This window comes from Streptomyces sp. NRRL F-5122, assembly GCF_001507435.1.
In the GTDB taxonomy this organism is placed as follows: domain Bacteria; phylum Actinomycetota; class Actinomycetes; order Streptomycetales; family Streptomycetaceae; genus Streptomyces; species Streptomyces lannensis.
In genome coordinates this window covers 232,216-258,181 of record NZ_LMWH01000048.1, presented here as the reverse complement: position 1 = coordinate 258,181, position 25,966 = coordinate 232,216, and the positions used below count along the sequence as shown (strand labels likewise).

Here is a 25,966-nt window from a genome sequence, read left to right as displayed (position 1 = left end):
ACAACGCATCAACGTGCTGTTCGCCATGCTCCGCGACGGCACCTTCTACGAACCCAGAACCCCACGCCACGCTTGACGAAAGACATAGAGGCACCCCCCGGTCGCCGCCGACCAGAGCGAGGGCGGTGGCGAGGGCCGTGCCCGGCACGGCCAGGGCGGCGGTCAGCTCACCCGAGGCGATGCGGGGCAGCAGTTCCGCGCGCTGGTCCTCCGTGCCGAGGGCGAGCAGCAGCGGCGCGGCGAGGACGGCCGTCGACAGCAGCGGGGAGGGGGCCGGGCCGCGGCCGACCTCCTCGCTCGCGAGGGCCAGTTCGGTGACGGTGCAGCCGACGCCGCCGTAGTCCTCGGGGAGCGCCAGACCGGGCAGACCGAGCTGCTTGGCGAGCGTGGCCCAGAGAGCGGGGTCGTACCCGGCGTCGGTACGGACGGCGGCCCGGACGTCCTCCGGCCCGCAGCGTGCCGCGAGCACCTCCCGCACGGTGCGGCGGATCTCGTCCTGTTCTGCGGTGAAGCGGGCGTCCATGGGCAGACCCCTCCCTCATCTGACGAGGCGTCATATTAGAGCGGCGGGCTGCGTATGCACAGGTCCGGCGGCCAACGATCTGATGTACCGTCAGATCCATGACTCCCATGACCGCTCGGAGAGCCGCGATCGCAGGCGTTTCGCTGTCCGACTGCGGCCGGGTCGACGAGGCGACGCCCTACACCCTCCACGCCCAGGCGGCCCGCCGCGCCCTGGCCGACGCGGGCCTCGACCGCGCTCTGGTGGACGGCTTCGCCTCGGCGGGGCTCGGCACACTGGCGCCGGTGGAGGTCGCCGAGTACCTGGGGCTCAGACCCACCTGGGTGGACTCCACCTCCGTCGGCGGCTCCACCTGGGAGGTCATGGCGGCGCACGCCGTGGACGCGATCGCGGCCGGCCGCGCACGGGCGGTGCTCCTGGTCCACGGCTCGACCGCCCGCGCCGACATCAGGGCGGGACGCCGTACCGGCACACTGGCCTTCGGCGCCCGCGGCGCCCTCCAGTTCGAGGTGCCCTACGGCCACACGCTCATCGCCAAGTACGCGATGGCGGCCCGCCGCCACATGCACCGGTACGGCACGACCATCGAGCAGCTGGCCGAGGTGGCGGTGCAGGCGCGGGCCAACGCGTCGGCCAACCCGGAGGCGATGTTCCGCGACCCCGTCACGGTCGACGAGGTGCTGTCCGGCCCGATGATCGCGGATCCCTTCACCAGGCTCCACTGCTGCATACGCTCCGACGGTGGCGCTGCGGTGCTGCTGGTGGCCGAGGACCTGGTGCGGGACTGCCGCACCGCACCGGTGTGGGTGCTCGGCGCCGGCGAGCACGTCTCGCACGCGGCCATGTCCGAGTGGCCCGACTTCACCGTGTCCCCCGCGGCCGTGAGCGGCAGGCTCGCCTTCGAGCGCGCGGGGGTGCGCCCGCAGGAGGTCGACTTCGCGGAGATCTACGACGCCTTCAGCTATATGACGCTGGTGACACTGGAGGACCTCGGCTTCTGCGGAAAGGGCGAGGGAGGCCCGTTCGTGGAGAAGGGGCGGCTGCTGGTGCGGGGCGGGGAGCTGCCGGTGAACACCGACGGGGGCGGGCTTTCGGCCCAGCATCCCGGGATGCGGGGCCTGTTCCTGCTGGTGGAGGCGGTGCGGCAACTGCGCGGTGAGGCCGGGGACCGTCAAGTGCGCCGGCGTGGCGGCGTGTTGCCCCGGCTGGGGGTCGCCTCCGGGACGGGGGGCTGGTTCTGCTCGTCGGGGACGCTGGTGCTCGGGCGGTGAGCGGTGCGAAGGCGCTGCCGCGAGTGCGTCGCGCACCCGGCCGCCGCCGCACGGGCGACGGCCCGGCATGTCCCTCGCCCTCGGGTGCGGCGGTGATACTCGAGGCATGGGAACGGATCTTCACGAGCTGCTCAGGACCCTGAAGGTGTGGGACCCGGAGACCACCGAACTGCCCGCCTTCGACCCGTCGACGGCACCGGAGGAACCGCTGACACTGTTCACTCAGTGGTTCGCCCGGGCGGTGGCCGCGGGACAGCGCGAACCGCACACGATGTCGCTGGCGACGGCGGACCCGGACGGAACACCGGACGTCCGCATCGTGATGCTGCACGGCGCGGACGCACAGGGATGGGCGTTCGCCACACACACGGGCAGCCGCAAGGGCCGGCAACTGGCGGCGAGACCGTATGCCGCGCTGGGCTTCTACTGGCCTGTGCAGGGCCGTCAGGTCCGGGTGCGCGGACCGGTCTCGGCCGCGCCCGCCGCCGAGGGTCAGGCGGATCTGCACGCCCGCTCGACCGGCGCGCTGGCCGCGGCGCTCACCGGCCGCCAGAGCGAAGTGCTCGGATCGGCAGAGGAGTTGGTGCGTGCCTCGCAGGAGGCGTGGGAGCGGGCGCAACGGCAGCCCGACGCCCCGGTGCCGTCCTGGACGCTCTACCGCGTTCGTCCGCAGGAGGTGGAGTTCTTCCAGGGGGACGAACGGCGCCGGCATGTACGCCTGGTCTACCGCCGCACGGAACAGGGGTGGGCGAGGGAACTGCTGTGGCCCTGAGCGGGGAGCCGCCCCGGCTCCCCGCGATCCGTGACGGCTACGGGACCGTCGGCTCCGGGTCCCCGGCGATTCGGCCGTGCAGATGCTCGTCCCGGAAGGCGTCCTGCCGTCCCGCTTCGAACATCGCTCCGCGCAAGGTGCCCTCGTACCGGAAGCCGCACCGCTCGGCTATGCGGCAGGACGCCTCGTGGCCCAGGGCATGGCCCAGCTCCAGACGATGGAGGCCCAGGCCGGCAAGGGCCCAGTCGGCGGCGAGGGCCAGTGCGCGGGTGGCCACGCCCCGGCCACGGGCCTCGGGCAGCACCCAGTAGCCGACGCGGGCGGTGCGCATGACCCGGTCGATGTCATTGACGCCGATGTGCCCGAGTGTCGTACCGCGTTCCGCGTCGGTGATCCGGAACGGGGCGCTCGTCCCGTCGGCCGCGTGCTTCGCCTTCGACCTGAGCGAGTCATGTGCGCTCTGCCGGTCCACCACGGTCTTCAGGGGGGTGTTCCACCGGCGGAAGTCGGGATCGGTCAGCCCTCGCAGATGCGCCTCGACATGTTCCTCGGACCCGGGGTCCCACGAGGACAGCAGCAGCCCGTGGCCGCGCAGTTCGGGGAAGGGGGTCACCAGCACCGCGGAGCTCTTCTCGAAGTCGGCCATCGGGCCATTGAAACCCGTACGGCGCTTCCGCACCTCCCGATTTCCGGCTTCCGCGACGGGGTCGCCCTCAGCCCCGGTGCGACGGCCGGAAGACCGGTACGGCCACGGACCCCACCGCCCGGAAGGTCGCCCTGAGTCCCATCCCCACGCGCAGTTCGGCCTCCTCGCACTCCACCACCTCCGTCATCATCCGCGGACCCTCCGCGAGGTCGACCACGGCGGCCACATACGGCGTGCGGTCCCGGAAGGGGGGCAGGTCGTTGCGGTGGACGACGGACCAGGTGTAGAGCGTGGCCCGGCCGCTCGCCGCCTCCCAGACCACGTCCTCGCTCCAGCAGTGCGGGCAGAACTCCCGCGGGTAGTGGTGCGCGCGCCCGCACGCGGCACAGCGGCGGATCAGCAGCCGCCCCCGCGCCGCCGCGTCCCAGTACGTCCGCGTGAAGGCGTCGGTCTCGGGCTCGTCGTAGCGGGGCCCGCCCTGCGGCGCCCCGCTCACCGGAACAGCCCCAGGGCACCGTCGGCCGCCCAGGTCTGCCACGACATCCCGAACAGGGCGACCACCGAGATCAGCGCCATCATCGAGTTCTGTCCCTGCTCGGCCCAGTCATGGATCATGAGGACGAAGTAGAGGACGTTGAGGAGCAGTCCGCCGGCCAGGGCGACCGGGGTGAGAAGGCCCGCGATCAGGCCGAGACCGATGGCCAGTTCGGCGTGGACGACCACGTAGGCCGTCGTCCGCGGCCGGGGCGCGACGACGACGTCGAACCCCCTGCGCACCGCCGTCCACCGGTGCCCGGAGGCGACGTCCGCGGCCCACGCGATCCCGGTGCCCCGCTGGAACCACGCCTTCCTGTCCTTGTGCCGCCAGCTCTCGAGCCACCACAGGCCGAGACCGATGCGGAGCACGGCGAGCCGTTCCGCTCCGGTGAGCCAGATCGTGTCCATGCGGCGCCCCGCCTCCCACCGAGCCCATACCTGACGGTACGTCAGTTCAGCGCACGGGCCCGCTCCGCGCAAGAGCCCCGTGCCGCACCGCCGCTTCCCGCCCTCCGCGGACGAGCGACAGGAACGCACACCCGTCCACCACAACCGGTCGGACTACGACACGGGCTCCGCGCACTCCTCCTACAGCCGTGATCGATTCGCAACCGATTCCGGTCTTGACCGAGACCCATCAACGACATGCGCGGATACGCTCCGCTCATGGCCGACTCGACCACCACTTCGTCGCGCCCAGCGGTGCCGTCGCACGAGGACCGACCGGTGTACGTCATCGGCGGCGGGCCGGGAGGGCTCGCCGCGGCGTACGCGCTGCGCGCCCAGGGCGTTCGGGCCGTCGTCCTGGAGAAGTCCGACCGCGTCGGGGCGTCCTGGCGGCGCCACTACGACCGGCTGCGCCTGCACACCACGCGGCGCCTGTCGGCCCTGCCCGGACTGGCGATGCCGCGGTCCTTCGGGCGGTGGGTGGCCCGCGACGACGTGGTGCGCTATCTCGAGAAGTACGCCGAACACCACCAGTTGGAGATCGTCACCGGCGTCGAGGTCTCGCGCATCGAGCCCGCGGCGGACGGCACCGGGTGGCTGCTGCACGCCACCGGCGGCCGTGAACTGACGGGCAGCGCCGTGGTCGTCGCCACCGGCTTCAACCACACCCCGCGCATGCCGGACTGGCCCGGCCGGGACACCTACGGCGGTGAGTTCCTGCACGCCGGCGAGTACCGCAACCCGGCGCCGCACGCGGGCCGGGACGTCCTCGTGGTCGGCGTCGGCAACACGGGTGCCGAGATAGCCGTCGACCTGGCGGAGGGCGGGGCCTCCCGCGTGCGGCTGTCGGTGCGCACCTCCCCCCATGTGGTGCGCCGCTCCACGGCCGGATGGGCGGCCCAGTTCACCGGGATCCTCGTACGGCGGCTTCCGGTGCGGCTCGTCGACCGACTGGCCGGCCCGATGGCCAGGATCAGCGTGCCGGACCTGTCGGCGCACGGCCTGCCCCGGCCCGACACCGGTCTCTACTCCCGTGTCAAGGAGGGCGCCATCCCCGTGCAGGACGTCGGACTCATCGACGCCGTGCGCAAGGGTCGGGTGGAGATCGTGGCGGCCGTCGAGGGATTCGAGGACGGCAAGGTCGTCCTGGCCGACGGCAGCCGGATCGAGCCGGACGCCGTGATCGCCGCGACCGGCTATGTACGCGCCCTGGAGGGCCTCGTGGGTCATCTCGGAGTTCTGGACGCCCACGGCAGGCCGGTCGTCCACGGTGCCCGTTGCCCGCGCACCGCCCCCGGCCTGTACTTCACCGGCTTCACCAATCCGATCAGCGGCATGTTCCGCGAACTGGCCATCGACGCCCGCAGAATCGCCAAGGCGGTGGCCCGCCGCACCGCGCGCGACCGTGCGGCACTCTGAGTCCGGGCCGGAGCCGGCCGCAGGAGGCGTCGCCGGCGGTGCGGGCACCGGGGAGGCGCGGCCGCTCCGCACCGGGTGCCGCTCCGCCCCTTCCTGACGCTGCATCAGTTCACTAATCTGACATTGCGTCAGTTAACCGAGCTGTATCACACAGGAGCGGGTGGACCGATGCTTGGATCAACCCACGGCACTCTCACCACCGACGCCCGCCGGGCCCGGGCCCTCGCCTGCGACGAGCAGCCCTCGCCCGTGGTGCACGGCAGGCCCGCCGAAGGCGCGGACGTCGACGTCAGCGGGCGTCCACTGTACGCCGAGGTCCCCGATCTGGACCGGTTCTTCCGGCCCGGGTCGATCGCCGTCGTCGGCGCGTCGGACGCCGAGGGGCGGCCCAACACCGGCATCACCCGGCAGTTGCTCGACTGGGCCGGGCGGGTCGGAGCCCGGGTGCATCCGGTGCACCCCACCCGCGGCTCCGTCTTCGGGGTGCCCTGCTCCCCCACTCTCTCCGACCTGCCCGAGCAGGTCGATCTGGCCGTCCTGCTGGTCTCCGACCCCCTGCCGCTGTTCGAGGAACTGGGCCCGCCAAGGTGAAGTTCGCGGTGGCCTTCGCCTCCGGGTTCGCCGAGACCGGCGGGGAGGGCGCGGACGCGCAGGCGCGGCTCGCGGCCGCGGCGGAGCGGTCCGGGACCCGGCTGCTCGGGCCCAACACCAACCTCAACGCCTTCGAGCGGTTCCGGGACGACCTCGACGGCCCGGCCATCGCGCTCATCACCCAGTCCGGGCACCAGGGGCGGCCCGTCTTCGCCCTGCAGGAGCTGGGTGTGCGGCTCTCCCACTGGGCCCCCACCGGCAACGAGGCCGACCTGGAGACCGCCGACTTCCTCTCCTACTTCGCCGAGCAGCCCGAGGTCGGCGCCATCGCCTGCTACATCGAAGGGCTGAAGGACGGCCGCTCCTTCCTCCTCGCCGCCGACCGTGCCGCCCGGCGCGGAGTACCGGTGGTCGCGGTCAAGGTCGGCCGCACCGGGACCGGCGCCCGCACTGCGGCCTCGCACACCGGCAAACTGACCGGCGCGGACGACGTGGTCGACGCGGCGATGCGGCAGTACGGGGTCATACGCGTCGACGGGCTCGACGAACTCCAGGACACCGCCGCCCTCCTGGCCCGGGCACACGCACCGCGCGCCGTGTTCGATCTCGGGCGGAACGGGCGCGCACGTCGCGGATCTGGCCGCCGAGGCGGGACTGGAGCTGCCCGTCCTGTCCGCGGCCAAGCAGGCGGGGCTGCACCAGTGGATCCCCGAGTACCTGAGCGTCGCCAATCCCGTCGACAACGGCGGTCATCCGGTGGGCGACTGGCATGGACGGAAGATCATCGACGCGATCCTGGACGATCCCCGGGTCGGCGTGCTCATCTGCCCCGTCACCGGGCCCTTCCCCCCCGCTGAGCGACAGGCTCGTGCAGGATCTCGTGGACGCGGCGGAGCACACGGACAAACTGGTGTGCGTGGTCTGGGGGTCGCCGGTCGGCACCGAGCCCGCCTACCGCGAGACCCTGCTCGGGTCCTCACGCGTGGCCACCTTCCGTACCGTCGCGAACTGCCTGACGGCCGTACGCGCGCATCTCGACCACCACCGCTTCGTCCGCGACTACCGCTCCCCCTTCGACGCGGCGCCCCGCACGGCCTCGCCCTCCTTCCGCAAGGCGCAGGCGCTGATGCGGCCGGGGCAGCAGCTGAGCGAGCACGCGGCGAAGCAGCTGCTGCGGGCCTACGGCATCCGTGTGCCGCGCGAGCAGCTGGTGACCAGCGCCGCGGCGGTCGTGCGCGCGGCGGGCCTCGTCGGCTACCCGGTGGTGATGAAGGCGTCCGGGGCACGGATCGCCCACAAGACCGAACTCGGCCTGGTGAAGATCGGACTCACCTCCGCGAGCCAGGTCACGGACGCCTACCGGGAACTCACCGACATCGCGCACTACGAAGGGGTCGAACTCGACGGCGTCCTCGTGTGCCAGATGGTGGAGCGCGGTGTCGAGATGGTCGTCGGCGTCGGGCACGACCGGCTCTTCGGGCCGACGGTCACGGTCGGCCTCGGCGGTGTGCTCGTGGAGGTGCTGCGGGACACGGCCGTGCGGGTGCCGCCCTTCGGTGAGGAGCAGGCACGCGACATGCTCGAGGAACTGCGCGGGCGTGCCCTGCTGGACGGGGTCCGCGGGCGCCCCCCGGCGGACCTGGACGCGCTCGTCGAGGTCGTGCTCCGTGTGCAGCGCATGGCCCTCGAGCTCGGTGACGGGCTCGCGGAGCTCGACATCAATCCCCTGATGGTGCTGCCCAGAGGGCAGGGGGCCGTGGCGCTGGACGCGCTGGCGGTGTGCCGCTGAGACGCGGATCGGCCGAGACACGAAACGGAGCGTCATGACGTCCTCCCCGGAAGATCCCGTCGAGTCACGGGTACTGCGCAGCACGGACCCGCACGTGCGCCGGCTCACCCTCAATCGTCCCGACGCCCTCAACGCCATCACCCCCGACCTGCGCGAGGACCTGATCCGGGGCTTTCTCGACGCCTCCGCCGACCCGGACGTACGCGCCGTGGTCCTCACCGGCAGGGGCCGCGGCTTCTGCGCGGGCGCCGATCTGCGCGGCGCGGTGGCGGGAGGCGAGCGGATCCCCGGTGACGTGGCCCGCACCCTCCGCCGGGGCGCCCAGCGCCTGATCGCCGCGGTCCTCGACTGCGAGAAGCCGGTGATCGCCGCCGTTAACGGCACCGCCGCGGGTCTCGGCGCGCACCTCGCCCTGGCGTGCGATCTTGTCCTGGCCGCCGAATCCGCCCGGTTCATCGAGGTGTTCGTGCGCCGCGGCCTGGTCCCGGACGGCGCGGGAGCGTATCTGCTGCCGCGGCTCGTCGGGCCGCAGCGCGCGAAGGAGCTGATGTTCTTCGGCGACGCGCTGACGGCACCGCAGGCGGAGCGTCTCGGTCTGGTCAACCGGGTCGTACCGGCCGACGCCCTGGAGAAGACCGCCCGGGAGTGGGCCGAACGCCTGGCCGCCGGTCCCACCCGTGCCCTCGCACTGACCAAGCAGCTGGTCAACGCCTCGCTGGAGACGGACCGCGCCACCGCCTTCGCCGCCGAGGCCGCCGCTCAGGAGATCAATATGACGACGGCGGATGCTCGGGAAGGGGTCGCGAGCTTCGTGGAGCGGCGCGGCGCCTCGTTCGAGGGCCGGTGACGGCGGAACGGCCGTCGCACGCCCGCGGAGGGCGCTCGGCCGCTCAGGATCTCCTGCTCCACGCGGCCCTTTTCATCTGACGCTCCGTCAGGTTTAATGGATGCCGTGATGGGACACGCAGGGATGGCGGCGACCGCCGTCCGTTACCTCAGGTCGGCCGGGACGCGCACGGCCGTGGGGCCCGTCGAAGCCTTATCCAGGCCCGAGTTGCGGTGCGTCGCAGGGGACGAGAGGGCGCCGGTCGACCCGGGCGAGTTCCGGCGCGTCCTCGGGAACTTCGCCACCGGTGTCACGGTGATCACCGCGCCCGCGACCGACGGCGGGACGGCACCGGCGGGCTTCGCCTGCCAGTCCTTCTCCTCGCTCTCGCTCGACCCGCCGCTGGTGGTGTTCATGGTGGGCCGGGCCTCCACCACCTGGCCGCGGATCGCCCGTGCCGGGGTCTTCTGCGTGAACGTACTCGCGAGCCACCAGGGCGCGTTGTGCCGCGGCTTCGCGGTCAGCGGCGGGGACAAGTTCGCCGGCGTCGACCATGAGCCGGCACCGTTCTCCGGTGCCCCGCGCCTGACGGGCACCACGGCGTGGATCGACTGCGCGATCCACGCCGTGCACACCGGCGGCGACCATCTGATCGTGGTGGGCCGGGTACGGGCTCTCGGGACGGGGGACGGACGGCGAGGAACGGCCGCTGCTGTTCCACCGGGGCCGGTTCGTCTAGCGGGCACGGCACTCCGCCGCCCGGCCGGCCCTCCCGTTCAGGCGAGTGCGGGCATCACCGCCGGGCGCCGCCGGATCACCAGCGCCATCAGGGCCGCCGCCGCACACAGCGCGCCCGAGGCGTACCAGACCACGTCGTAGGAGCCGAACACATCCCGTGCGACGCCGCCGAGGAAGGCGACCAGGGCCGCGCCGACCTGGTGCGAGGCGAGGACCCAGCCGAAGACGATGGCACTGTCCTCGCCGTACCGCTCCCGGCACAGCGCAAGGGTGGGCGGGACCGTGGCGACCCAGTCCAGGCCGTAGAAGACGATGAAGAAGATCATCGGTGGACGGACCGTCGGGGCCAGGAGCATCGGCAGGAAGAGCAGGGAGATGCCGCGCAGGGCGTAGTACACCGCGAGCAGACGCCGCGGTTCGTAGCGGTCCGTGAACCAGCCCGAGGCGACCGTACCCAGCACGTCGAAGACGCCGATGACCGCGAGGAGGGAAGCGGCCGCCGTGATGGGCATGCCGTGGTCGTGCGCGGCCGGGACGAAGTGGGTCTGGATCAGGCCGTTCGTGGAGGCCCCGCAGATCGCGAAGGTGCCGGCCAGCAGCCAGAACGGACCCGTGCGCACCGCCGAGAGAAGCACCGTGACCGCGCGGCGGGCGGCCCCGCGCGCCGGTTCGGGACGCGGCACGAACTCCTTCGCGCCGTACGGCTTCAGGCCCACGTCGGCGGGGTGGTCGCGCAGCAGCAGCCAGACGAAGGGGATGACCGCCAGGGCGGCGAGGGAGACCGTCACCGCGGCGGGGCGCCAGCCGTGGCCCTCCACCATCCAGGACAGCACGGGAAGGAAGATCAGCTGACCCGAGGCGGAGGCGGCGGTGAGGATCCCGCTCACCAGACCGCGCCGCTCGGTGAACCACCGGTTGGTGACCGTCGCCGCGAAGGCAAGCGCCATCGAGCCCGTGCCCAGGCCGACCAGCAGCCCCCAGCAGAGCATCAGCTGCCAGGCCGCCGACATCCAGACGGTCGTGCCCGAGCCGAGCGCGATGACCGCGAGGGCCACGGCGACGATCCGACGGATGCCGAAGCGGTCCATGAGGGCCGCCGCGAACGGCGCGGTCAGCCCGTACAGCGCCAGGTTGACGGAGACCGCGGCGCCGATCGTGCCGCGCGACCAGCCGAACTCCTGGTGCAACGGGTCGATCAGCAGTCCGGGCAGTGAACGGAAGGCGGCGGCGCCGATGATCGTCACGAAGGTGACCACCGCGACGAACCATGCCCGGTGGACGCGGGACGGCTTCTTGTCGGTCCGGGCGTCCTCGGCGACTGCGGCGTCGGTTGTCTGGGTCACGACATACAGGATCCGACAGCGGATCCAGCCGATCGAGTGGCCCGAGGGACAGTGTTCGCTAGGATCGGGCCATGACCCGTGAGCCAGCGTTCCGGCCGCACCGCGTCGTCGTCCTCGCCCTCGACGGACTGCTCCCCTTCGAACTGGGCATCCCGCACCGGATCTTCGGACGCCCCAAGGACGCCGAGGGGCGGCATCTGTACGAGGTCCTCACCTGCTCCGTCCGGCCACCGGGTCCGGTCGAGACCGACGCCGACTTCGCCATCCACGTCGGCAACGGCCCGCAGGCGCTGGCCACCGCCGACACCGTCGTCATCCCGGCGTCCTACGAACTCGGCCCCGTCCTCGAGAAGGGCGTGCTCACCGAGGAGCTGGCCGCGGCGCTCGCGTACATCCGCCCGGGCACCCGGCTCGCCTCCATCTGCACCGGCGTCTACGTCCTCGCGGCCGCCGGTCGCCTCGACGGCCGCCCCGCCACCACGCACTGGGCCGAAGCCGAGCACTTCCAGCGGCTCTTCCCGCGGATCAGGGTCGACGCCGATGTGCTGTTCATCGACGACGGCGACGTCCTGACCTCGGCCGGTGTCGCGGCCGGTATCGACCTGTGCCTGCACATGGTGCGCCGCGACCACGGCACCGCCGTCGCCAACGAGGTGGCCCGCCGCACGGTCGTACCGCCCCATCGCGACGGCGGCCAGGCGCAGTACATCCACCGCCCGCTCCCGGAACCGCAGCTGGCCACCACGACCGCCGCCCGCGCCTGGGCGCTCGAACGCCTCCACGAGCCCATCCAGCTGCGCGACATGGCGGAGCAGGAGTCCATGTCGGTGCGCACCTTCACACGCCGCTTCCGCGAGGAGGTCGGCGTCAGCCCCGGCCAGTGGCTGACCAGGCAGCGCATCGAACGCGCCCGGCAACTGCTGGAGTCGACCGATCTCTCGGTCGATCTGGTGGCGCGGGACGCCGGGTTCGGCACGGCCCAGTCGATGCGCCAGCACCTACAGGCGGCGCTCGGGGTCACCCCCACGGTGTATCGGCGGACGTTCCGCACGCGTGTCGCGGAGCCGGACGACCCTCCCGCCGTCCGCACCGGCGGTGGAAACCGCACCCCCCTCGCCGTCGGCGAGGGATGAGCCGGCGAGGGAAGCGGAAGGGCGCCGCGGACCCTCGCCCCAGGCGCCCAGGGCCGTGAGCGCGAGGGTCAGGGCGACGCCCGCCAGGATCGCGGTCGAGGGCGCGACGAAGTGGAGCAGGGCGCCCGCGAGGGAGCCCGTGGCCGCGTAGCCGGCGCCCACGGCCGCGTACATCACCGAGTAGCCCGCGGCCAGCGCGCCGGGCGGGAGGATCTCGCGCAGGGCGAGATTCCGGGTGACCTGCACGGCCGCCTGGAGCGCGCCGCCCATGACGAGTGCCGCGGCCGTCCAGGCCGTGTTCGGTGCCAGCGCGGCCAGCGTCAGGCACACCGAGAGTCCGCACATCAGGACCACGCTCCGGGCGCGCGTCCCGCCCGGCCACGAGCGCAGCCCGTACACGAACGCGCCCACCGCCGAGCCCCGTCAGCAGCGGGCCCGCCCAGCCGACGGACACACCGCGCTGTTCGAGCAGGGCGGGAAGGACCAGTTCGGCGAGGGGGAGCAGGGACAGACTGGCCGCACCCGTCACATACACCGGCCAGGCGCGGGCGAGGAGTCGGGTCATCGACATGCCGCCCCGCTCCTCGGTGCCCGCGTCCCAGCCGGACGGCAGCAGCCACAGTCCGACGACCGAGGCGGCCATCAGGGCCGCCGCCAGGAGCAGCGGCACCCGGGGCGCCACCGCGAGAGCGAGACCGGTGACCGCGGCCGGCGACACCGCCCAGATGCCGGACATCAGCATCGACTCGGCGGACAGGGCCTGGGCGACGGCCCGCCCGGGGACGAGGCCCGTGAGCAGCGAGCGCAGGCCGCCGGGAGCCGCCGCCGGGGCGCCGCCCGCGAGAACGCCAGCACCGCGAGGACCGCCACGGGCGCGGCCGGGAACGCGCCGAGGCCCGCGAAACCGGCCGCCCCCACCGCGAGGCCCACGGCCAGATGGGAGCGGGCACGGTCCGGGGGCATGCGCATCCCGAGGAGTGGGGCGCCGACGATCTCGCCGATGACGTACGCGGCGGCCAGGGCGGCGCCCAGGGTGTAGCCGCCGGGCCGCTCACGGGCGAGGAAGACCAGGGCGAGCGGGGCCATGGCGACCGGCATACGGGCACCGACGGCCACCACGGCCCAGGTCAGAACCCCTCGGGAGGCCACGTCTCGGTACGTCATGGGGCTGAAGGTAGGGGACGGCACCGACAGCGGCCCACGGGTTTTCCCGCGCCTGTGGACAAGCCCCCGAGAGCGGTTGCCCGGAGCCGCTCAGAAGGTCAGCACGGCCCTCGCGACCCTCCCCGCGTGCGCGTCCGCCGCCGCCTTTCCGTAGTCCTCCACCGGGTACGTGGCCGTCACCAACTCGTCCAGGAGCAAACGTCCTTCACGGTAGAGCCGGGCGTAGAGCGCGATGTCCCGCTGGGGACGGGAGGAGCCGTAGCGGCAGCCGAGGATGGACTTGTCCAGGTACATCGACGAGACCAGGAACGTGGCTTCGGCCGTCGCCGGGGGCACCCCCAGGAGGATCGCCTGGCCGTGGCGGTCCAGGGAGTCGATCGCCGCACGGATCAACTCGACCCTTCCCACGCATTCGAAGGCGTGGTCGGCACCGGTGGGAAGCACGTCCCTCACCTCGTCGACGGAGTCGAGGAAGTCGGTGGCGCCGAACCTGCGGGCCGTCGGCTCCTTGTCCGGGTTGGCGTCCACCGCCACGATCCTCGACGCCCCGGCGATCCGGGCTCCCTGGAGCACATTGAGGCCGATCCCGCCGGTCCCGATGACAAGAACGGTCTCGCCCTGGCCCACCCGGGCCCGGTTCAGCACGGCTCCCACACCGGTCAGCACGCCGCATCCGATGAGCGCCGCCGACGGCAGCGGGATATCCTTCGGGATGCGGACGGCCTGCACCGCCTTGACCACCGTGCGTTCCGCGAACGCGGAGTTGGACGCGAACTGGTACACCGGGCGGCCGGCCCGCGTGAACGGCTGCCCCGGTCGTCCGATCGCCTTCCGGCACATCGTCGGCCGGCCACGGTCGCACTCGGCGCACGCCCCGCAGTTCGCCAGGGTCGACAGCGACACATGGTCGCCCGGCCGGACATGGGTGACCCCCTCGCCCACCGCCGCGACGACGCCCGCGCCCTCGTGGCCCAGCACCACGGGGCACGGGAACGGAATGGTCCCGTCCACCACGGACAGGTCGCTGTGGCACAGCCCCGCCGCCGAGACCGCCACCTGCACCTCGCCGGGTCCCGGCTCCCTCACCTGCAGGTCGCTGACGACCTGCGGCTGTGTGCCGTCGTAGAGCACGCCTCGTATGGCCCCTGGCATCGCAACTCCTCAGCCCTTCGGTCCCCTGGGTTCCTTCGGCAGGCCGAGCACACGCTCGGCGATGATCGTGCGCTGGATCTGGTCCGAGCCGCCGTAGACGGTGTCGGCCCGGCTGAAGAGGAACAGGTGCTGGAACGGGTCCAGTTCGTACGGTGCCTCCGGCGACCAGTCGGTGGGGCCCACCGCCCCGGCGGCGCCCCGCACCTGCATCGCCAGCTCGCCCAGCCGCTGGTGCCAGCGGCCCCACAGGAGCTTGGCGACGCTCGGGGCGCCCGGGTCCGCCGCGGCACCCAGCGTGCGCAGGGCGTTCCAGCGCATGGCCCGCAGTTCCGCCCACTGCGCCACGAGACGGTCGCGCACGACCGGGTCGCTCGCGGCGCCCGTCGCCACCGCCGCCCGTACGACATCGCCCAGTTCCCGTGCAAAACCGATCTGCTGGGCCAGGGTTGCGACGCCCCGTTCGAAGCCCAGCAGGCTCATCGCGACCCGCCAGCCGTCGCCCTCGCCGCCGACCACGTGTTCGGCGCGTGCGCTCGCGCCGTCGAAGAACACCTCGTTGAACTCGCTGGTCCCGGTGAGCTGGCGGATCGGGCGGACCTCGACGCGCCCCGGCTGGTCCATCGGCACGAGCAGGAACGTCAGGGCCGTGGTGGCGGTGCGAGTCCGGGTCCGTGCGGACCAGTACGAAGCACCAGTCCGCCTCGTGGGCCAGGGAGGTCCAGATCTTCTGACCCGTGATCCGGTACGTGTCCGGTGTGTCGCGTACGGCGGCGGTGCGGACCCCGGCGAGGTCGGAGCCCGCGCCCGGTTCGCTGTAGCCCTGGCACCACAGTTCCTCGCCACGCGCTATGGGGGGCAGGAAGCGGGACTTCTGGTCCCGGCTGCCATGGGTGATGAGGGTGGGTGCGAGCAGGTTCTCGCCGATGTGCCCGGAGCGCGGTGGCGCGCCCGAGGCGGCGTACTCCTCCGCCCAGGCGACCTGCTGGGTGAGCGTGGCGCGGCGGTTGCCGTGGCCGCCCTCGGGCCAGCCGAGTCCGATCCAGCCGGCTTCACCGAGGGTGCGCTCCCAGTCGCGCCGGGTCCCTGCGGGCGGATTGTCCCGCAGCCAGGCCCTCGCCTCGCCGCGGAAGGCCTGGTCCTCGGGGTTGGGGCCGAACTCCACAGTCGCCGCCTCACATCCGTGTCCTGACATCTCCCGGTCGGCCCGCCGCGGCGCGGCTCAGCCCTCTGCGTTGGGACGCGCCCCGTCCCGTGCCGCCCTCTCCATCGCCTCCAGCTGCCGCAGCAGCGGCATCGGATCCGACCCGACGGTTCCCGGCAGGTGCTGCGCGATCCGCTCCGGGGTCCAGGAGCCCTCCGCGTACGCCGCCCTCAGTTCCCTCGGCTGCGCCCAGACCGCCAGCTTCGGGCCGGCGATCGTGTACACCTGGCCGGTGATGCGTTCCTGCCGGGCGCGGTCCGACAGGAGGTACACCACAAGCGCCGCCACGTCCTCCGGCTCGCCGATCTCGGTCAGCTCCATGGGGACGTTCGCCGACATCCGTGTGCGTGCCACCGGCGCCACCGCGTTCGCCGTCACCCCGTACTTGTGCAGTCCGAGCGCGGCACTGCGGACGAGCGAGATGATGCCGCCCTTCGCCGCGCTGTAGTTGGCCTGCGCGACCGAACCCTGGTGGTTGCCGCTCGTGAAGCCGATCAGCGTGCCGGAGCGCTGTGCGCGCATCACCGCCGACGCCGCGCGGAACACCGTGAACGTGCCTTTGAGGTGGGTCGCGAGGACCGGGTCCCACTCCTCCTCGGTCATGTTGAAGAGCATCCGCTCGCGCAGGATGCCCGCCACGCACACCACCCCGTCCAGGTGTCCGTACGAGGAGAGCGCCTCGTCCACCACTCGTCGTCCGCCCGCCATCGTGGAGATGTCGTCGGCGACCGCGACGGCCTCGCCGCCCGCCGCACCGATCTCCTTCACGACGGCCTCGGCCACCTCGCTCGTGGGGGAGGCCCCCTCCACCGACACCCCATGGTCGTTGACGACCACCCGTGCGCCCTCCGTCGCCGCGGCCAGCGCCACCGCCCGTCCGATCCCGCGGCCCGCGCCCGTCACGGCGACGACCTTGCCTGCCAAGAAGTTCCCCACGCCCGGCCCCATCCCGCAGTTTCTGACGGACAGTTAGATTTTATGACCCGCCGGATACTCCGAGACAAGCCCCGGGGAGGACTCATGTCACTGCCGGACGAGTTCCACGAGATGGCCAAGCGCGTGAACAACTGGGGACGTTGGGGCGATGACGACGAGATCGGGACCCTGAACCTCATCAGCGACGAGGTGGTGAAGGAGGCGGCGGCCTGCGTTCGCAGCGGCCGGCGTGTACCGCTCGCCCTGCCCCTCCGGCAGGACGGGGTGCAGACCGGCCTCATCCCCGGACGGGTCAATCCGCTGCACGTGATGGTGCAGATCAACCAGGAGATCTTCGGGCCCGGCAGTGTGGCGTGCAGCGACGACGCGGTGACCATGGGGCTCCAGGCGGCGACCCACTGGGACGCCCTCACCCACGTCTCGCACTCCGGAAAGCTCTACAACGGGCGCCCGGCCGGCACGATCACGCCGCACGGCGGCGCCGCGTTCGGCGGGATCGACAAGCCCCGGCACATCGTCTCCCGCGGGGTGCTGCTCGATGTGCCCCGGGCGCTCGGTCGGAAACGGCTCGACGGCGCGCACGCCGTGACCCCGGAAGACCTCGACGCCGCCGAGGAACTCGCCGGTACACGCGTACAGGCCGGTGACATCGTGCTTGTGCGGACCGGGCAGATCCAGACCTATCTGGGGGGCGACAGGAACGGGTACGGGTATCCGTCGCCGGGGCTGTCGGTGCGGACCCCGCAGCGGTTGCGAACGACACCCTCACCTTCGAGATCTTTCCTCCCGAGATCGAGGACCTCTGGCTGCCCGTCCACGCCCTGGACCTGGTGGAGATGGGCATGCTGCAGGGCCAGAACTGGAATCTCGAAGAATTGTCCACAGCCTGTGGACAAGAAGGCCGCTACACCTTCCTGCTGTCGGCGATGCCGGAACCGTTCACCGGCGCGACAGGAACTCCCGTGGCGCCGGTGGCGATCCCCTAGGAGCAGGGTCCGCACGGAGAAGGGCCGGGTGGCGGCGCGCTCGCTGACCACGCTCGAGCGGGAGGCGCCCCACCTCACCCGAGCACGGCACCGCGCACCGCCATCCGGCTCGGCGTACCCGCCCTGCCCCCGGGCGGTCCCACGGACCGCCCTCCCCGTGAGGGGCCGACGCCGAATCACGATCCGCACTCGTCGAGGACCCCCGTCACCGGAGCCCTCGGCGTCCCCTCACGGCGAATCGCTGTCCATAAGCGTGATCAAACGAATACGCGACGTCAACAGCAGCCAGCCAACTCATCACCTATGCCCCATTTATGAGGGCGCGTGTGGATGCACGGCCCGGCGCACCCGACATCGGCCCGCTCCGGCCCTCCGCAGCCCGCACGGCCGCACACACAGGCGTGCGCACCGCCTCCGGGGCCCTTCCGGCTACATCACGCCGTAGGCGAACTCCTGGGGCACCCCGCCCACTTCGTACGTCGCCGCCCTGCCCGCGGCCCCGGCCGCACGGCGGTCCACCTCGCACCAGATGCGCTTGCCCACGCCCTCCGGATCCCAGCCCCAGCGGTCCGCGAGGCCGTCGACGAGCTCCAGGCCGCGGCCGCCCGTCTCGTCACCCATCGCATGCCGGGGAGCCGGCGGCCGGGCGCTGGCGTCGGCCACCTCGAGGCGGACCGTGCCGGCCGCGGCACAGGAGGAGGAGTCGTCCCGCACACCCGTCAGCAGCAGGCGCAGCACGGCGGGACAGCCGGTGTGCACCACGGCGTTGGTGACGAGTTCGGAGACGAGCAGAACCAGCGTCTCAGCCAGTGGCTCGTCCGCCGCTATGCCCGACCCCACGAGGCGGGAGCGGGCCCATCGGCGGGCCCGCCCCACTTCCGCGGGGTCGGGCCGGATCTCCAGCTGCACTTGAAGCACCTGCACCGCTCACACCATCCGAACCGGCGGACACATCGCCTCGCGCCTCGCAAGGGCCACGATCGTGGTCATCGTCTGCATGGCAGGAACCAGGATCACGGACCGTGATTCCCTTGCACGACAGCATGGTTGACGTACAGTCACCCCAACAAGCGCTTCGGGCATATTCCAGCGCGAAGGAGTACGCGTGCGGCATACTGTGCGACGCTCGCCGTGGTGAGTCGAACAGGCAGGTACGACGGGCCGCCCTGCCCTGCGGGCGGTACGCAGCGCCGGATCCGGCGCCGCCACAGAGGCCGCACCGGGCTCGCTCGGACTCGGAACCGCTCGCATCCCACACAAGGTACCCGAGCACCGCGCCGACTCCAGTCCGTGACAAGTCACGCGTAGGACACAACCCGGTATCAACGCTCAGTGACACCGGATTGCCACAATCCGCGACATCTTCTACGGGCCGGTTTGACGGAATGCCTGCACACGGCCGCTCACCCGGCATCGGACAGTAGGTCGGCGGCCAGAAGTTCATCACTCTCCGTATGCAAACCTGAGCGCTGGGTCCGCACCCAGGCCCGCTTCAGCAGCAGGTGCACATCGGACTCCCAGGTGAACCCCATGCCGCCGTGCACCTGAAGGCAGTCGCGGGCACCGCGGACGGCGGCGTCGTCGGCGAGCAGCCTGGCGGCGGCGATGTCGACGGCATCGGCCGTGACGGCGGCCGCATACACCGCCGCGCGGGCCGTCTCCACGCGCACCAGGCCCTGTGCGCACATGTGCTTGACCGCCTGGAAGGCCCCGATCGGCTGCCCGAACTGCTCCCGGGTCCGCGCGTGTTCCACCGCCACCTCGCAGGCCCGGACCGCGCCACCGAGCTGTTCGGCGGCGGTCAGCAGGACGGCGACCGGATCCGGTGTGTCGCCGGCGGCGGTCCCCGCCGGTCGCGGCAGCCGGTGCAACGGGGTCAGCGGGTCCACCGAGGTGACCGGTACGGCACCGGTCGCCTCCCCGTCCACGACGTCCGCCGCCAGCCACTCCACGCAGCCGCCAAAGGCGGCCGTCACCACCGTCCCGCCGGTCGCCGCGCCCGGCACGCGTCCGGCCGCGAGATGCGTGGCCACCAGCGGACCGGGCAGCAGCGGCCGCCCCGCCTCCTCGAAGACCAGCACCGCCTCCGGCAGCCCGAGGCCGACCCCGCCCGCCGCCTCCGGGAGCCGCAGCGCGAAGAGGCCCGCCTCGCCCAGATCCCGCCACAGCGCGCGGTCGAGCACACCGGGCCGCTCGACGGCGGCCCGCAGCGTGTCCCGGCCGAAGCGGCCCGCGAGCAGTGCACGTGTCGCCTTCTTCAGCGCCCGCTGATCGTCGGTCGGCCGGAAGTACACGGCGTGTGTCACCGTCCCTTCGGCAGGCCGAGGATGCGTTCGGCCACGATGTTCTGCTGGATCTGCGAGGTGCCTGCCTGATCGTGTACGAGAGCGACGACAGCCGGTCGAGGGTCCAGGGGCGGCCGAGGTCGAGGGAGTCCGCGCCCAGCACCTCGGCGGCGGTGTCGAAGAGCTCCTGACGCGCGTGCGAATACCTGAACTTGAAGACCGAACCCGCAGGGCCCGGCACTGCGCCGGATCCCCGCGCCTCGCTGACGTTCCACTGCGTGAGCCGCCTCAGCGCGCGGAACTCCGCGTTCAGCCGGCCGAGCCTCCGCCGCAGCGATGCGTCGTCCCACCGGCCGTTCCCCTGTGCCTCGTGGGCCAGTTCGCCGAGGACGCGACGGCAGGCCACCACCTCGCCCGCGAACGCCGTGCCCCGTTCGAAGGACAGCGTCACCATGGTCACGCGCCATCCGTCGTTCTCGGCACCGATCCGGTTGCCCACCGGGACCCGCACCTCGTCGAGGAACACCTCGGCGAACTCGGTCGACCCTGCGAGCGTCCGAAGCGGCCGTACGGTGACGCCCGGCGCGTCCATGGGCATCGCAAGCCAGGTGATGCCCTTGTGGCTCGGCGCCTCGGGGTCCGTGCGGACCAGCAGTTCGCACCAGTCGGCGACTTCGGCGTGCGAGGTCCAGATCTTGGACCCGCTCACCACATAAGCCTCACCGTCCCGCCACGCGCGCGTGCGCAGCGACGCCAGGTCGGAACCCGCTTCCGGCTCGCTGAACCCCTGGCACCAGATCTCCTCGCCGCGCAGCACGGGCGGCAGCCAACGCTCGCGCTGCCCGGGCGTGCCCTCGGCGGCGATCGTCGGCCCGGCGTGCAGCAGCCCCACGAAGTTGGCCCCCACATACGGCGCGCCCGCCTTCTCGGTCTCCTCTAGGAAGATCAGGTGCTGGGCGGGGGTGGCCCCGCGCCCGCCCGCGTCCACGGGCCAGTGCAGACCGGCGTACCCGGCGTCGTAGAGCATGCGCTGCCAGCCGAGGTCGAAGGCGCGCCTGGCCGGCCAGTCGGGGGACGGACTCGGAGGGAGCGTGGGCAGCACCTCGGCCAGCCATCGGCGCAGCCGCGCCCGGAACTCCTCCTCCTCGGGCGAGTCGGCGAGATCCACTAGCGGTCCAGGTCGAGTGCGAGCATCCGGATCGCATTGCCGCGCATCAGCTTGTGAACGGTCTCCTCGTCGAGCCCCTTCACATGGTCGAGCGCAACCTCCTTGGTGTGCGGGAAGGTCGAGTCGACGTGCGGATAGTCCGTCTCGAAGGTGGCGTTGTCACGGCCGACCACATCGAGGGAGGCGACGCCGTGCTTGTCGCGGAAGAAGCAGCAGAAGATCTGCCGGTAGTAGTACGTCGACGGCGGTTCGGGGATCAGGTCACGGACACCGCCCCACGTACGGTGCTCCTGCCAGACGTCGTCGGCGCGCTCCAGGGCGTAGGTGATCCAGCCCATCTGCCCCTCGGAGTAGGCGAGCTTGAGCCGCGGGTACCGCACCAGCACACCGCTGAACAGGAAGTCCATCATCGAGGCCATCGCGTTGTTGAAGGAGAGCGAGGCCTGCACGGCGGGCGGGGCGTCCGGGGAGGCCGCGGGCATCTGGGAGGACGACCCGATGTGCATGTTCACGACCGTGCCGGTCTCCTCGCACACCGCGAAGAAGGGGTCCCAGTGGCCCGAGTGGATGGACGGCAGGCCGAGATGGGTGGGGATCTCGGAGAAGGTGACCGCCTTCACCCCGCGTGCGGCGTTGCGCCTGCTCTCGGCGACCGCGAGGTCGACGTCCCACAACGGGATGAGGCACAGCGGGATCAGCCGGCCGCCGCTGTCGCCGCACCACTCCTCGACCATCCAGTCGTTGTACGCGCGCACGCAGGCCAGGGCGACCTCCTTGTCGTGCGCCTCTGCGAAGGTCTGACCGCAGAAGCGGGGGAAGGTCGGGAAGCAGAGGCTGGCCTCGACATGGTTGAGGTCCATGTCCTTCAGCCGCTCCACCGGGTCCCAGCAGCCGCGCCGCATCTCCTGACGGGTGATGCCCTCCAGGGTCATCTCGTCGCGGTCGAAGCCGACGGCGGCGATGTTGCGCTTGTACGGGACCTTCAGGTCCTCGTAGATCCACCAGTCGGTCGGCGGCCCCTGGGGGTCCATCGTGATCCGGTACTTGCCGCCGACGTAGGCGAGTTCCCCGATCCCCGCGGTCAGCGGCTTGGGGCCGCGGTCCCGGTACTTCGTCGGCAGCCAGGTCTCGAAGAGGTGCGCGGGCTCGATCACATGGTCGTCGACACTGATGATGCGAGGCAGTTCGGTCATGGGTCCCCTCCGCCTGACACGGTTATCTGATGGATCGTCAGGTCGGTCCGTTCGGCAGGTTAGTCCCGCACCTCTGGACCGACAAGGCGGCCGGGCCTACGCTCTGCCCACTATCTGACTGTCCGTCAGTTCCAGGGGGTCGCCGTGAACGACACCGCGCATGCGCTGAGCAGGTCCCGGACACTCTGGGAACTGGCCGCCCGGCGCGCCGATCTCACCCCCGGGCGGCCCGCGCTCCTCCAGGGCGACCGCTCCCTGAGCTTCGGTGACCTGTGCGGGAAGGCCGAGCGGGTGGCCGCGGGTCTGTACGGCATGGGCGTACGTCCGGGGACCGTGGTCGCCTGGCAACTGCCCACCCGGATCGACACCGCGCTGCTGACCTTCGCGCTGGCCCGGCTGGGCGCGGTGCAGACCCCGGTCATCCCCTTCTACCGCGACCGGGAGGTCGGTTTCGCGCTCTGGGAGTCGAAGGCGGAGTTCTTCGCCGTCCCCGGCACCTGGCGCGATTTCGATCACACGGCGATGGCCCGCCGCCTCGGCGCGAGGGGGGTCTTCGAGGCGTACACGGGCGACGACCTGCCCGACGGCGATCCGTCCGTCCTGCCCAAGCCGCCGGCCGACGGCACCTCGGTGCGGTGGATCTACTGGACCTCGGGGACGACCTCCGACCCCAAGGGCGTGCTGCACACCGACCGTTCACTGATCGCGGGCGGCTCCTGCCTCGCGCACGCACTGCATCTGTCCGGGGACGACGTGGGCTCGATGGCCTTCCCCTACGCCCATATCGCCGGCCCCGACTACACGGTGATGCTGCTGCTGTACGGGTTCCCCGCGGTGATGTTCGAGCACTTCGCACTGCCGGACGCCCTGGAGGACTACCGCAGGCACGGGGTGACGGTGGCCGGCGGATCGACGGCCTTCTACTCGATGTTCCTCGCCGAGCAGCGCCGGCAGCCGGGGGTGAAGGTGATCCCGTCCTTGCGGCTGCTGGCGGGGGGCGGGGCACCGAAGCCCCCGGAGGTCTACCACGCCGTCGTACGGGAGATGGGGGTGCAGCTCACCCACGGGTACGGCATGACCGAGGTGCCGATGATCACGATGGGATCGCCGGACGACTCCGCGGAGAACCTGGCGACGACGGAGGGACGGCCGCCCGAGGGGATGGAGGTACGGATCGTGGACGGGGAGGTGCGCCTGCGGGGAGAGGCCGTCTGCCGGGGGTATCTGGACCCGGCCCAGACGGCTCGGGCATTCGACGAGGACGGGTTCCTGATCACGGGCGACCTCGGCCGTCTCACCGGCAGCGGTCATCTGGTGCTCACCGGACGCCTCAAGGACGTCATCATCCGCAAGGGCGAGAACATCTCCGCCAAGGAGATCGAGGACCTGCTGCACCGGCATCCCGCGGTCCAGGACGTCGCGGTGATCGGGCTGCCCGACGAAGAGCGCGGTGAACGGGTCTGCGCGGTGGTCGAAACAGCCGCGGACACCGAGGGGCTGACCCTCCCGGCAGTCGTCTCGTACCTGCGCGCGGAAGGACTGTCCGTGCACAAGCTGCCGGAGCAGCTGGAGCTGGTGGACGCCCTCCCGCGCAACGACACGCTGCGGAAGGTGCTCAAGTACAAACTGCGCGAACGCTACTCGGGAACGGTGAAGTAGCGCGCGAACGCGGCCACGATCTCGGCCTCGCCCACCTTGCCGTCGCCGTCCGCGTCCAGCGCCGCCGCTGCCGTCCGGGCGATGTCCTCGTGGACACCGAGCGCCTTCAGGACGCGCACGGCCTCGTCCACCGTGGCCGCACCGTCACGGTCGTAGTCCGCCACGGCGAGTGCCGCGTGCAGGAACGGACGGGCGATCTCGGCGAACCGGTCGGGATTGTCGCGCAGCCGCTTGACCGCGCCCCCCACGAATTCCTCGCGCGTGATGCGCTGGTCGCCGTCACGGTCCGCTATCCCGGCCATGCCCTGCCAGAAGGCCTCACCCCCGGCGTACAGGGCCTGCCCCTGCTCGGACCGGGCCGCGGTGCCGAACTCGCTGAGGACCGCCTTGGCCGCAGCGTTGAAGTCCGCGCGGTCGATGTAGCCGTTGCCGTCCTGGTCGAAGGTGGCGAACCGGGCGGCGATCCTTCGCTCGTACTCGGTGCTGACCATGTCTTCTCGGGCCGCCTCACGTGACGTGTCGGGGGTGTGTCTCGCACGGAGCGTACGTCGTCGCGGGCTTCGGGGGAGACGGAAAACGACGCTTGTACCAAGACCGCAGGAATTCCGCGACAACAGCGTGGCCGTCCCGCGACCTTCCATGGATGATGCCCTGCCGGAACTGTGGGCAGGACCACATGTCACGCCGTCGGTCGGCGGGGTGTCCTCGCGACTACGCGGACAGGGGGCGGGTCTCGTCGTCGACGGCCGCGGTGACGTCCGGGTACACGTCGAAGAGGCGACGCACACCGAGAGCCGCGAGAACCCGGTCGACGTGTGAGCCGTCCTCGCTGCTCCGTCCGGGCAGTATCAGTCTGAGCCGGCCCTGGCACGAGCGGATCAGCCGGCGGGTGGCGATCAGCACGCCGACGCCGCTGGAGTCGCAGAAGACCACGTCGGAGAGGTCCAGCACGACATGGTGGCGACCGTCCGCCACCGCGTCGTGCACCCGCTGCCGCAGCACCGGTGACGTCACCAGGTCCAGTTCGCCCGCCACTTGGAGCACGGCCCACTCGCCGTACTGCCCGAAGGCCACCTCGACTGTCACCGCCATGCCTCCCGCCTGCCCGCAGCCCGATCGAAAACGGAAGCAGTGCCTACGCTTCCTTCAGGCGCGGCTGCCCCGATGACTCTCCATAAAACACCGAACTTTCGATCGAAAGCGCGTGGTAGATGAGCCAAATCAATCGGTAACGATCGCATTCGCTCACGCCTGATCGGCCCTCATCGGGGTATACGCCGCTCGAACCACCAATCCCGCCCGGGAGCCCTTATCACCTGCGGCTCGTCAAGGGGCGCACATTGCCGCAAAGGGGCATGCGTCGCCCTACGTGCCGACTACATTCGAGATGGCGGAAGACAGAGGCTGGATCAGGACAGGGCACCGGGCACGACCAGGGGCGAGGGGGCCGTATGGCGAAGAAGGACGCACCGCCCCGGTGGGACCGCAGGATGCAACAGCGGCTCGCCCGGGGCGAAGCGGCGGCGCTCGGTGAGTGCTACGACCGGTTCGCCTCGCTCGTGCACGGCCTCGCCCACCGCGTGCTCGGGGACGAGGAGGCGGCCGACGGCATCACGCGAGAGGTGTTCGTCCACGTCTGGGAGCACCCCGAGTCGTACGACCCCAAGCAGGTTCCCCTCCGGTCCTGGATCGCCATGCTGACCCACCGGCTCGCCGTGCAGCGGCTGCACGCCGCCGGGACCGCCGCGCTGGCGCAGGGCGGGCAGGGCACCCCGGAGGACCTGGAGCGCAGGGTGCGCCAGGCCTCCATCGCGGCGCGCGCGGACTTCATCGTGACATCGATGCCGGTACCGCTGCGCGCGGCGCTCGAGCGGGCCTACTTCCAGCGCCGCGACTACCGCCAGACCGCGGTCGACCTCGACATCGAGGAGGAGGAGGCCCGTCGCCGCCTGCGCCTCGGCCTCCAGTTGCTGTCCACGGCCCATGAGGCGGCCCCCTCGGGCGTCCCTCCCGAAGCGGGGGAGGCCTGGTGACCGAGGAGGAGGGCTTCGAGGGGCACGGGAAGCACCAAAGGCACGGCGCCCACGAGGGTCCGGGCACACCGGCCGCCGACGGCGGCACGGCGGCCGGTCACGGGCGGGTGGCGGACGGCGACGCCCAGGGGGCGGAGCCCGGCAGTGACGCGCG

General features: G+C 71.9%; 18 protein-coding genes and 7 pseudogenes. 10 read left to right on the top strand and 15 right to left on the bottom strand.

Translation table 11 applies throughout. The features are described from left to right. Positions 1-105: 105 nt before the first annotated feature. A pseudogene (locus tag ADL25_RS08930) lies at positions 106-523 on the bottom strand (acyl-CoA dehydrogenase family protein); the annotation flags it as partial. Positions 524-630: 107 nt separating this feature from the next. Here ADL25_RS08930 and ADL25_RS08925 point away from each other — a divergent pair. Next, entirely contained in the window at positions 631-1,794 is a 1,164-nt protein-coding gene (locus ADL25_RS08925) for a thiolase C-terminal domain-containing protein (RefSeq protein ID WP_420711340.1), read from the top strand. A 106-nt stretch (positions 1,795-1,900) separates the two neighbouring features. Further along, positions 1,901-2,566: a pyridoxine/pyridoxamine 5'-phosphate oxidase gene (locus ADL25_RS08920; RefSeq protein WP_059127101.1), complete on the top strand. Its 666-nt coding sequence runs from the start codon at positions 1,901-1,903 to the stop codon at positions 2,564-2,566. Positions 2,567-2,603: 37 nt separating this feature from the next. Here the strand turns inward: ADL25_RS08920 and ADL25_RS08915 are convergent, their stop codons facing one another. The 3 genes from ADL25_RS08915 to ADL25_RS08905 form a co-directional block, all read right to left on the bottom strand. Beyond that, complete coding sequence (locus ADL25_RS08915) at positions 2,604-3,212, bottom strand: GNAT family N-acetyltransferase (RefSeq protein WP_059127100.1); 609 nt, start codon at positions 3,210-3,212, stop codon at positions 2,604-2,606. Positions 3,213-3,279: 67 nt separating this feature from the next. After that, positions 3,280-3,708, bottom strand: a complete 429-nt coding sequence (locus ADL25_RS08910) for a Zn-ribbon domain-containing OB-fold protein (RefSeq protein ID WP_059127099.1) — start codon at positions 3,706-3,708, stop codon at positions 3,280-3,282. Further along, a complete protein-coding gene (locus tag ADL25_RS08905; RefSeq protein ID WP_059127098.1) occupies positions 3,705-4,157 on the bottom strand; it encodes a hypothetical protein in 453 nt (150 codons plus the stop codon). Before ADL25_RS08905 ends, ADL25_RS08910 begins: the two co-directional genes overlap by 4 nt. A gap of 258 nt (positions 4,158-4,415) precedes the next feature. Between ADL25_RS08905 and ADL25_RS08900 the strand changes: the two genes are divergently transcribed. The 4 genes and pseudogenes from ADL25_RS08900 (at position 4,416) to ADL25_RS45870 (ending at position 9,560) form a co-directional block, all read left to right on the top strand. Continuing rightward, positions 4,416-5,615, top strand: coding sequence for a flavin-containing monooxygenase (locus ADL25_RS08900; RefSeq protein WP_059127130.1), 1,200 nt, complete (start codon positions 4,416-4,418; stop codon positions 5,613-5,615). A 168-nt stretch (positions 5,616-5,783) separates the two neighbouring features. Beyond that, positions 5,784-7,995: pseudogene (locus ADL25_RS08895) on the top strand (acetate--CoA ligase family protein). A gap of 34 nt (positions 7,996-8,029) precedes the next feature. Then, on the top strand, positions 8,030-8,842 hold the full coding sequence (locus tag ADL25_RS08890) for an enoyl-CoA hydratase/isomerase family protein (protein WP_059127097.1): 813 nt from the start codon (positions 8,030-8,032) through the stop codon (positions 8,840-8,842). Between the two features lie 108 nt (positions 8,843-8,950). Further along, positions 8,951-9,560, top strand: a pseudogene (locus tag ADL25_RS45870) (flavin reductase family protein). 37 nt (positions 9,561-9,597) lie between these two features. Here the strand turns inward: ADL25_RS45870 and ADL25_RS08880 are convergent. After that, on the bottom strand, positions 9,598-10,902 hold the full coding sequence (locus ADL25_RS08880; protein WP_059127095.1) for an MFS transporter: 1,305 nt from the start codon (positions 10,900-10,902) through the stop codon (positions 9,598-9,600). 71 nt (positions 10,903-10,973) lie between these two features. Here ADL25_RS08880 and ADL25_RS08875 point away from each other — a divergent pair, with 71 nt between their 5' ends. Next, positions 10,974-12,035 carry a GlxA family transcriptional regulator gene (locus ADL25_RS08875; RefSeq protein ID WP_234380736.1) on the top strand — a complete coding sequence of 354 codons (1,062 nt, stop codon included), beginning with the start codon at positions 10,974-10,976 and terminating at the stop codon, positions 12,033-12,035. Here the strand turns inward: ADL25_RS08875 and ADL25_RS45865 are convergent. From ADL25_RS45865 to ADL25_RS08855, 4 genes and pseudogenes are all read right to left on the bottom strand, one after another. Next, positions 11,979-13,199 (bottom strand): annotated as a pseudogene (locus ADL25_RS45865) (MFS transporter); the annotation flags it as partial. The gene ADL25_RS08875 and the pseudogene ADL25_RS45865 overlap by 57 nt on opposite strands. Before the next feature lie 90 nt (positions 13,200-13,289). Further along, the gene (locus ADL25_RS08865; protein ID WP_059127129.1) at positions 13,290-14,339 is read right to left on the bottom strand and encodes a Zn-dependent alcohol dehydrogenase; all 1,050 of its coding nucleotides are present in this window, start codon (positions 14,337-14,339) and stop codon (positions 13,290-13,292) included. Positions 14,340-14,360: 21 nt separating this feature from the next. Beyond that, positions 14,361-15,543, bottom strand: a pseudogene (locus ADL25_RS08860) (acyl-CoA dehydrogenase family protein). 27 nt (positions 15,544-15,570) lie between these two features. Beyond that, positions 15,571-16,488 carry an SDR family NAD(P)-dependent oxidoreductase gene (locus ADL25_RS08855; RefSeq protein ID WP_059127094.1) on the bottom strand — a complete coding sequence of 306 codons (918 nt, stop codon included), beginning with the start codon at positions 16,486-16,488 and terminating at the stop codon, positions 15,571-15,573. 84 nt (positions 16,489-16,572) lie between these two features. Between ADL25_RS08855 and ADL25_RS08850 the strand changes: the two are divergent. Continuing rightward, positions 16,573-17,474 (top strand): annotated as a pseudogene (locus ADL25_RS08850) (cyclase family protein). Positions 17,475-17,903: 429 nt separating this feature from the next. Here ADL25_RS08850 and ADL25_RS08845 read toward each other — a convergent pair. The 4 genes and pseudogenes from ADL25_RS08845 to ADL25_RS08830 form a co-directional block, all read right to left on the bottom strand. Further along, positions 17,904-18,398, bottom strand: a complete 495-nt coding sequence (locus tag ADL25_RS08845; RefSeq protein ID WP_079050249.1) for an ATP-binding protein — start codon at positions 18,396-18,398, stop codon at positions 17,904-17,906. Positions 18,399-18,877: 479 nt separating this feature from the next. Then, positions 18,878-19,768 carry an acyl-CoA dehydrogenase family protein gene (locus ADL25_RS08840; RefSeq protein WP_059127128.1) on the bottom strand — a complete coding sequence of 297 codons (891 nt, stop codon included), beginning with the start codon at positions 19,766-19,768 and terminating at the stop codon, positions 18,878-18,880. Positions 19,769-19,776: 8 nt separating this feature from the next. Further along, positions 19,777-20,927, bottom strand: a pseudogene (locus ADL25_RS45855) (acyl-CoA dehydrogenase family protein). Beyond that, positions 20,927-22,120, bottom strand: a complete 1,194-nt coding sequence (locus tag ADL25_RS08830; RefSeq protein ID WP_059127091.1) for an amidohydrolase family protein — start codon at positions 22,118-22,120, stop codon at positions 20,927-20,929. The pseudogene ADL25_RS45855 and the gene ADL25_RS08830 overlap by 1 nt, the downstream one beginning before the upstream one ends. 144 nt (positions 22,121-22,264) lie before the next feature. Between ADL25_RS08830 and ADL25_RS08825 the strand changes: the two genes are divergently transcribed. Beyond that, positions 22,265-23,779 (top strand): class I adenylate-forming enzyme family protein, encoded by a 1,515-nt coding sequence (locus ADL25_RS08825; RefSeq protein WP_059127090.1) that lies wholly within the window; start codon positions 22,265-22,267, stop codon positions 23,777-23,779. Here ADL25_RS08825 and ADL25_RS08820 read toward each other — a convergent pair. Both ADL25_RS08820 and ADL25_RS08815 read right to left on the bottom strand, forming a co-directional pair. After that, the gene (locus ADL25_RS08820; RefSeq protein WP_059127089.1) at positions 23,758-24,270 is read right to left on the bottom strand and encodes an EF-hand domain-containing protein; all 513 of its coding nucleotides are present in this window, start codon (positions 24,268-24,270) and stop codon (positions 23,758-23,760) included. The two genes, ADL25_RS08825 and ADL25_RS08820, sit on opposite strands and share 22 nt — an antisense overlap. 220 nt (positions 24,271-24,490) lie before the next feature. Beyond that, positions 24,491-24,871 (bottom strand): STAS domain-containing protein, encoded by a 381-nt coding sequence (locus ADL25_RS08815; RefSeq protein WP_059127088.1) that lies wholly within the window; start codon positions 24,869-24,871, stop codon positions 24,491-24,493. 359 nt (positions 24,872-25,230) lie between these two features. Here ADL25_RS08815 and ADL25_RS08810 point away from each other — a divergent pair, with 359 nt between their 5' ends. Beyond that, entirely contained in the window at positions 25,231-25,812 is a 582-nt protein-coding gene (locus ADL25_RS08810; protein ID WP_059127087.1) for a sigma-70 family RNA polymerase sigma factor, read from the top strand. Positions 25,813-25,966 lie beyond the last annotated feature (154 nt).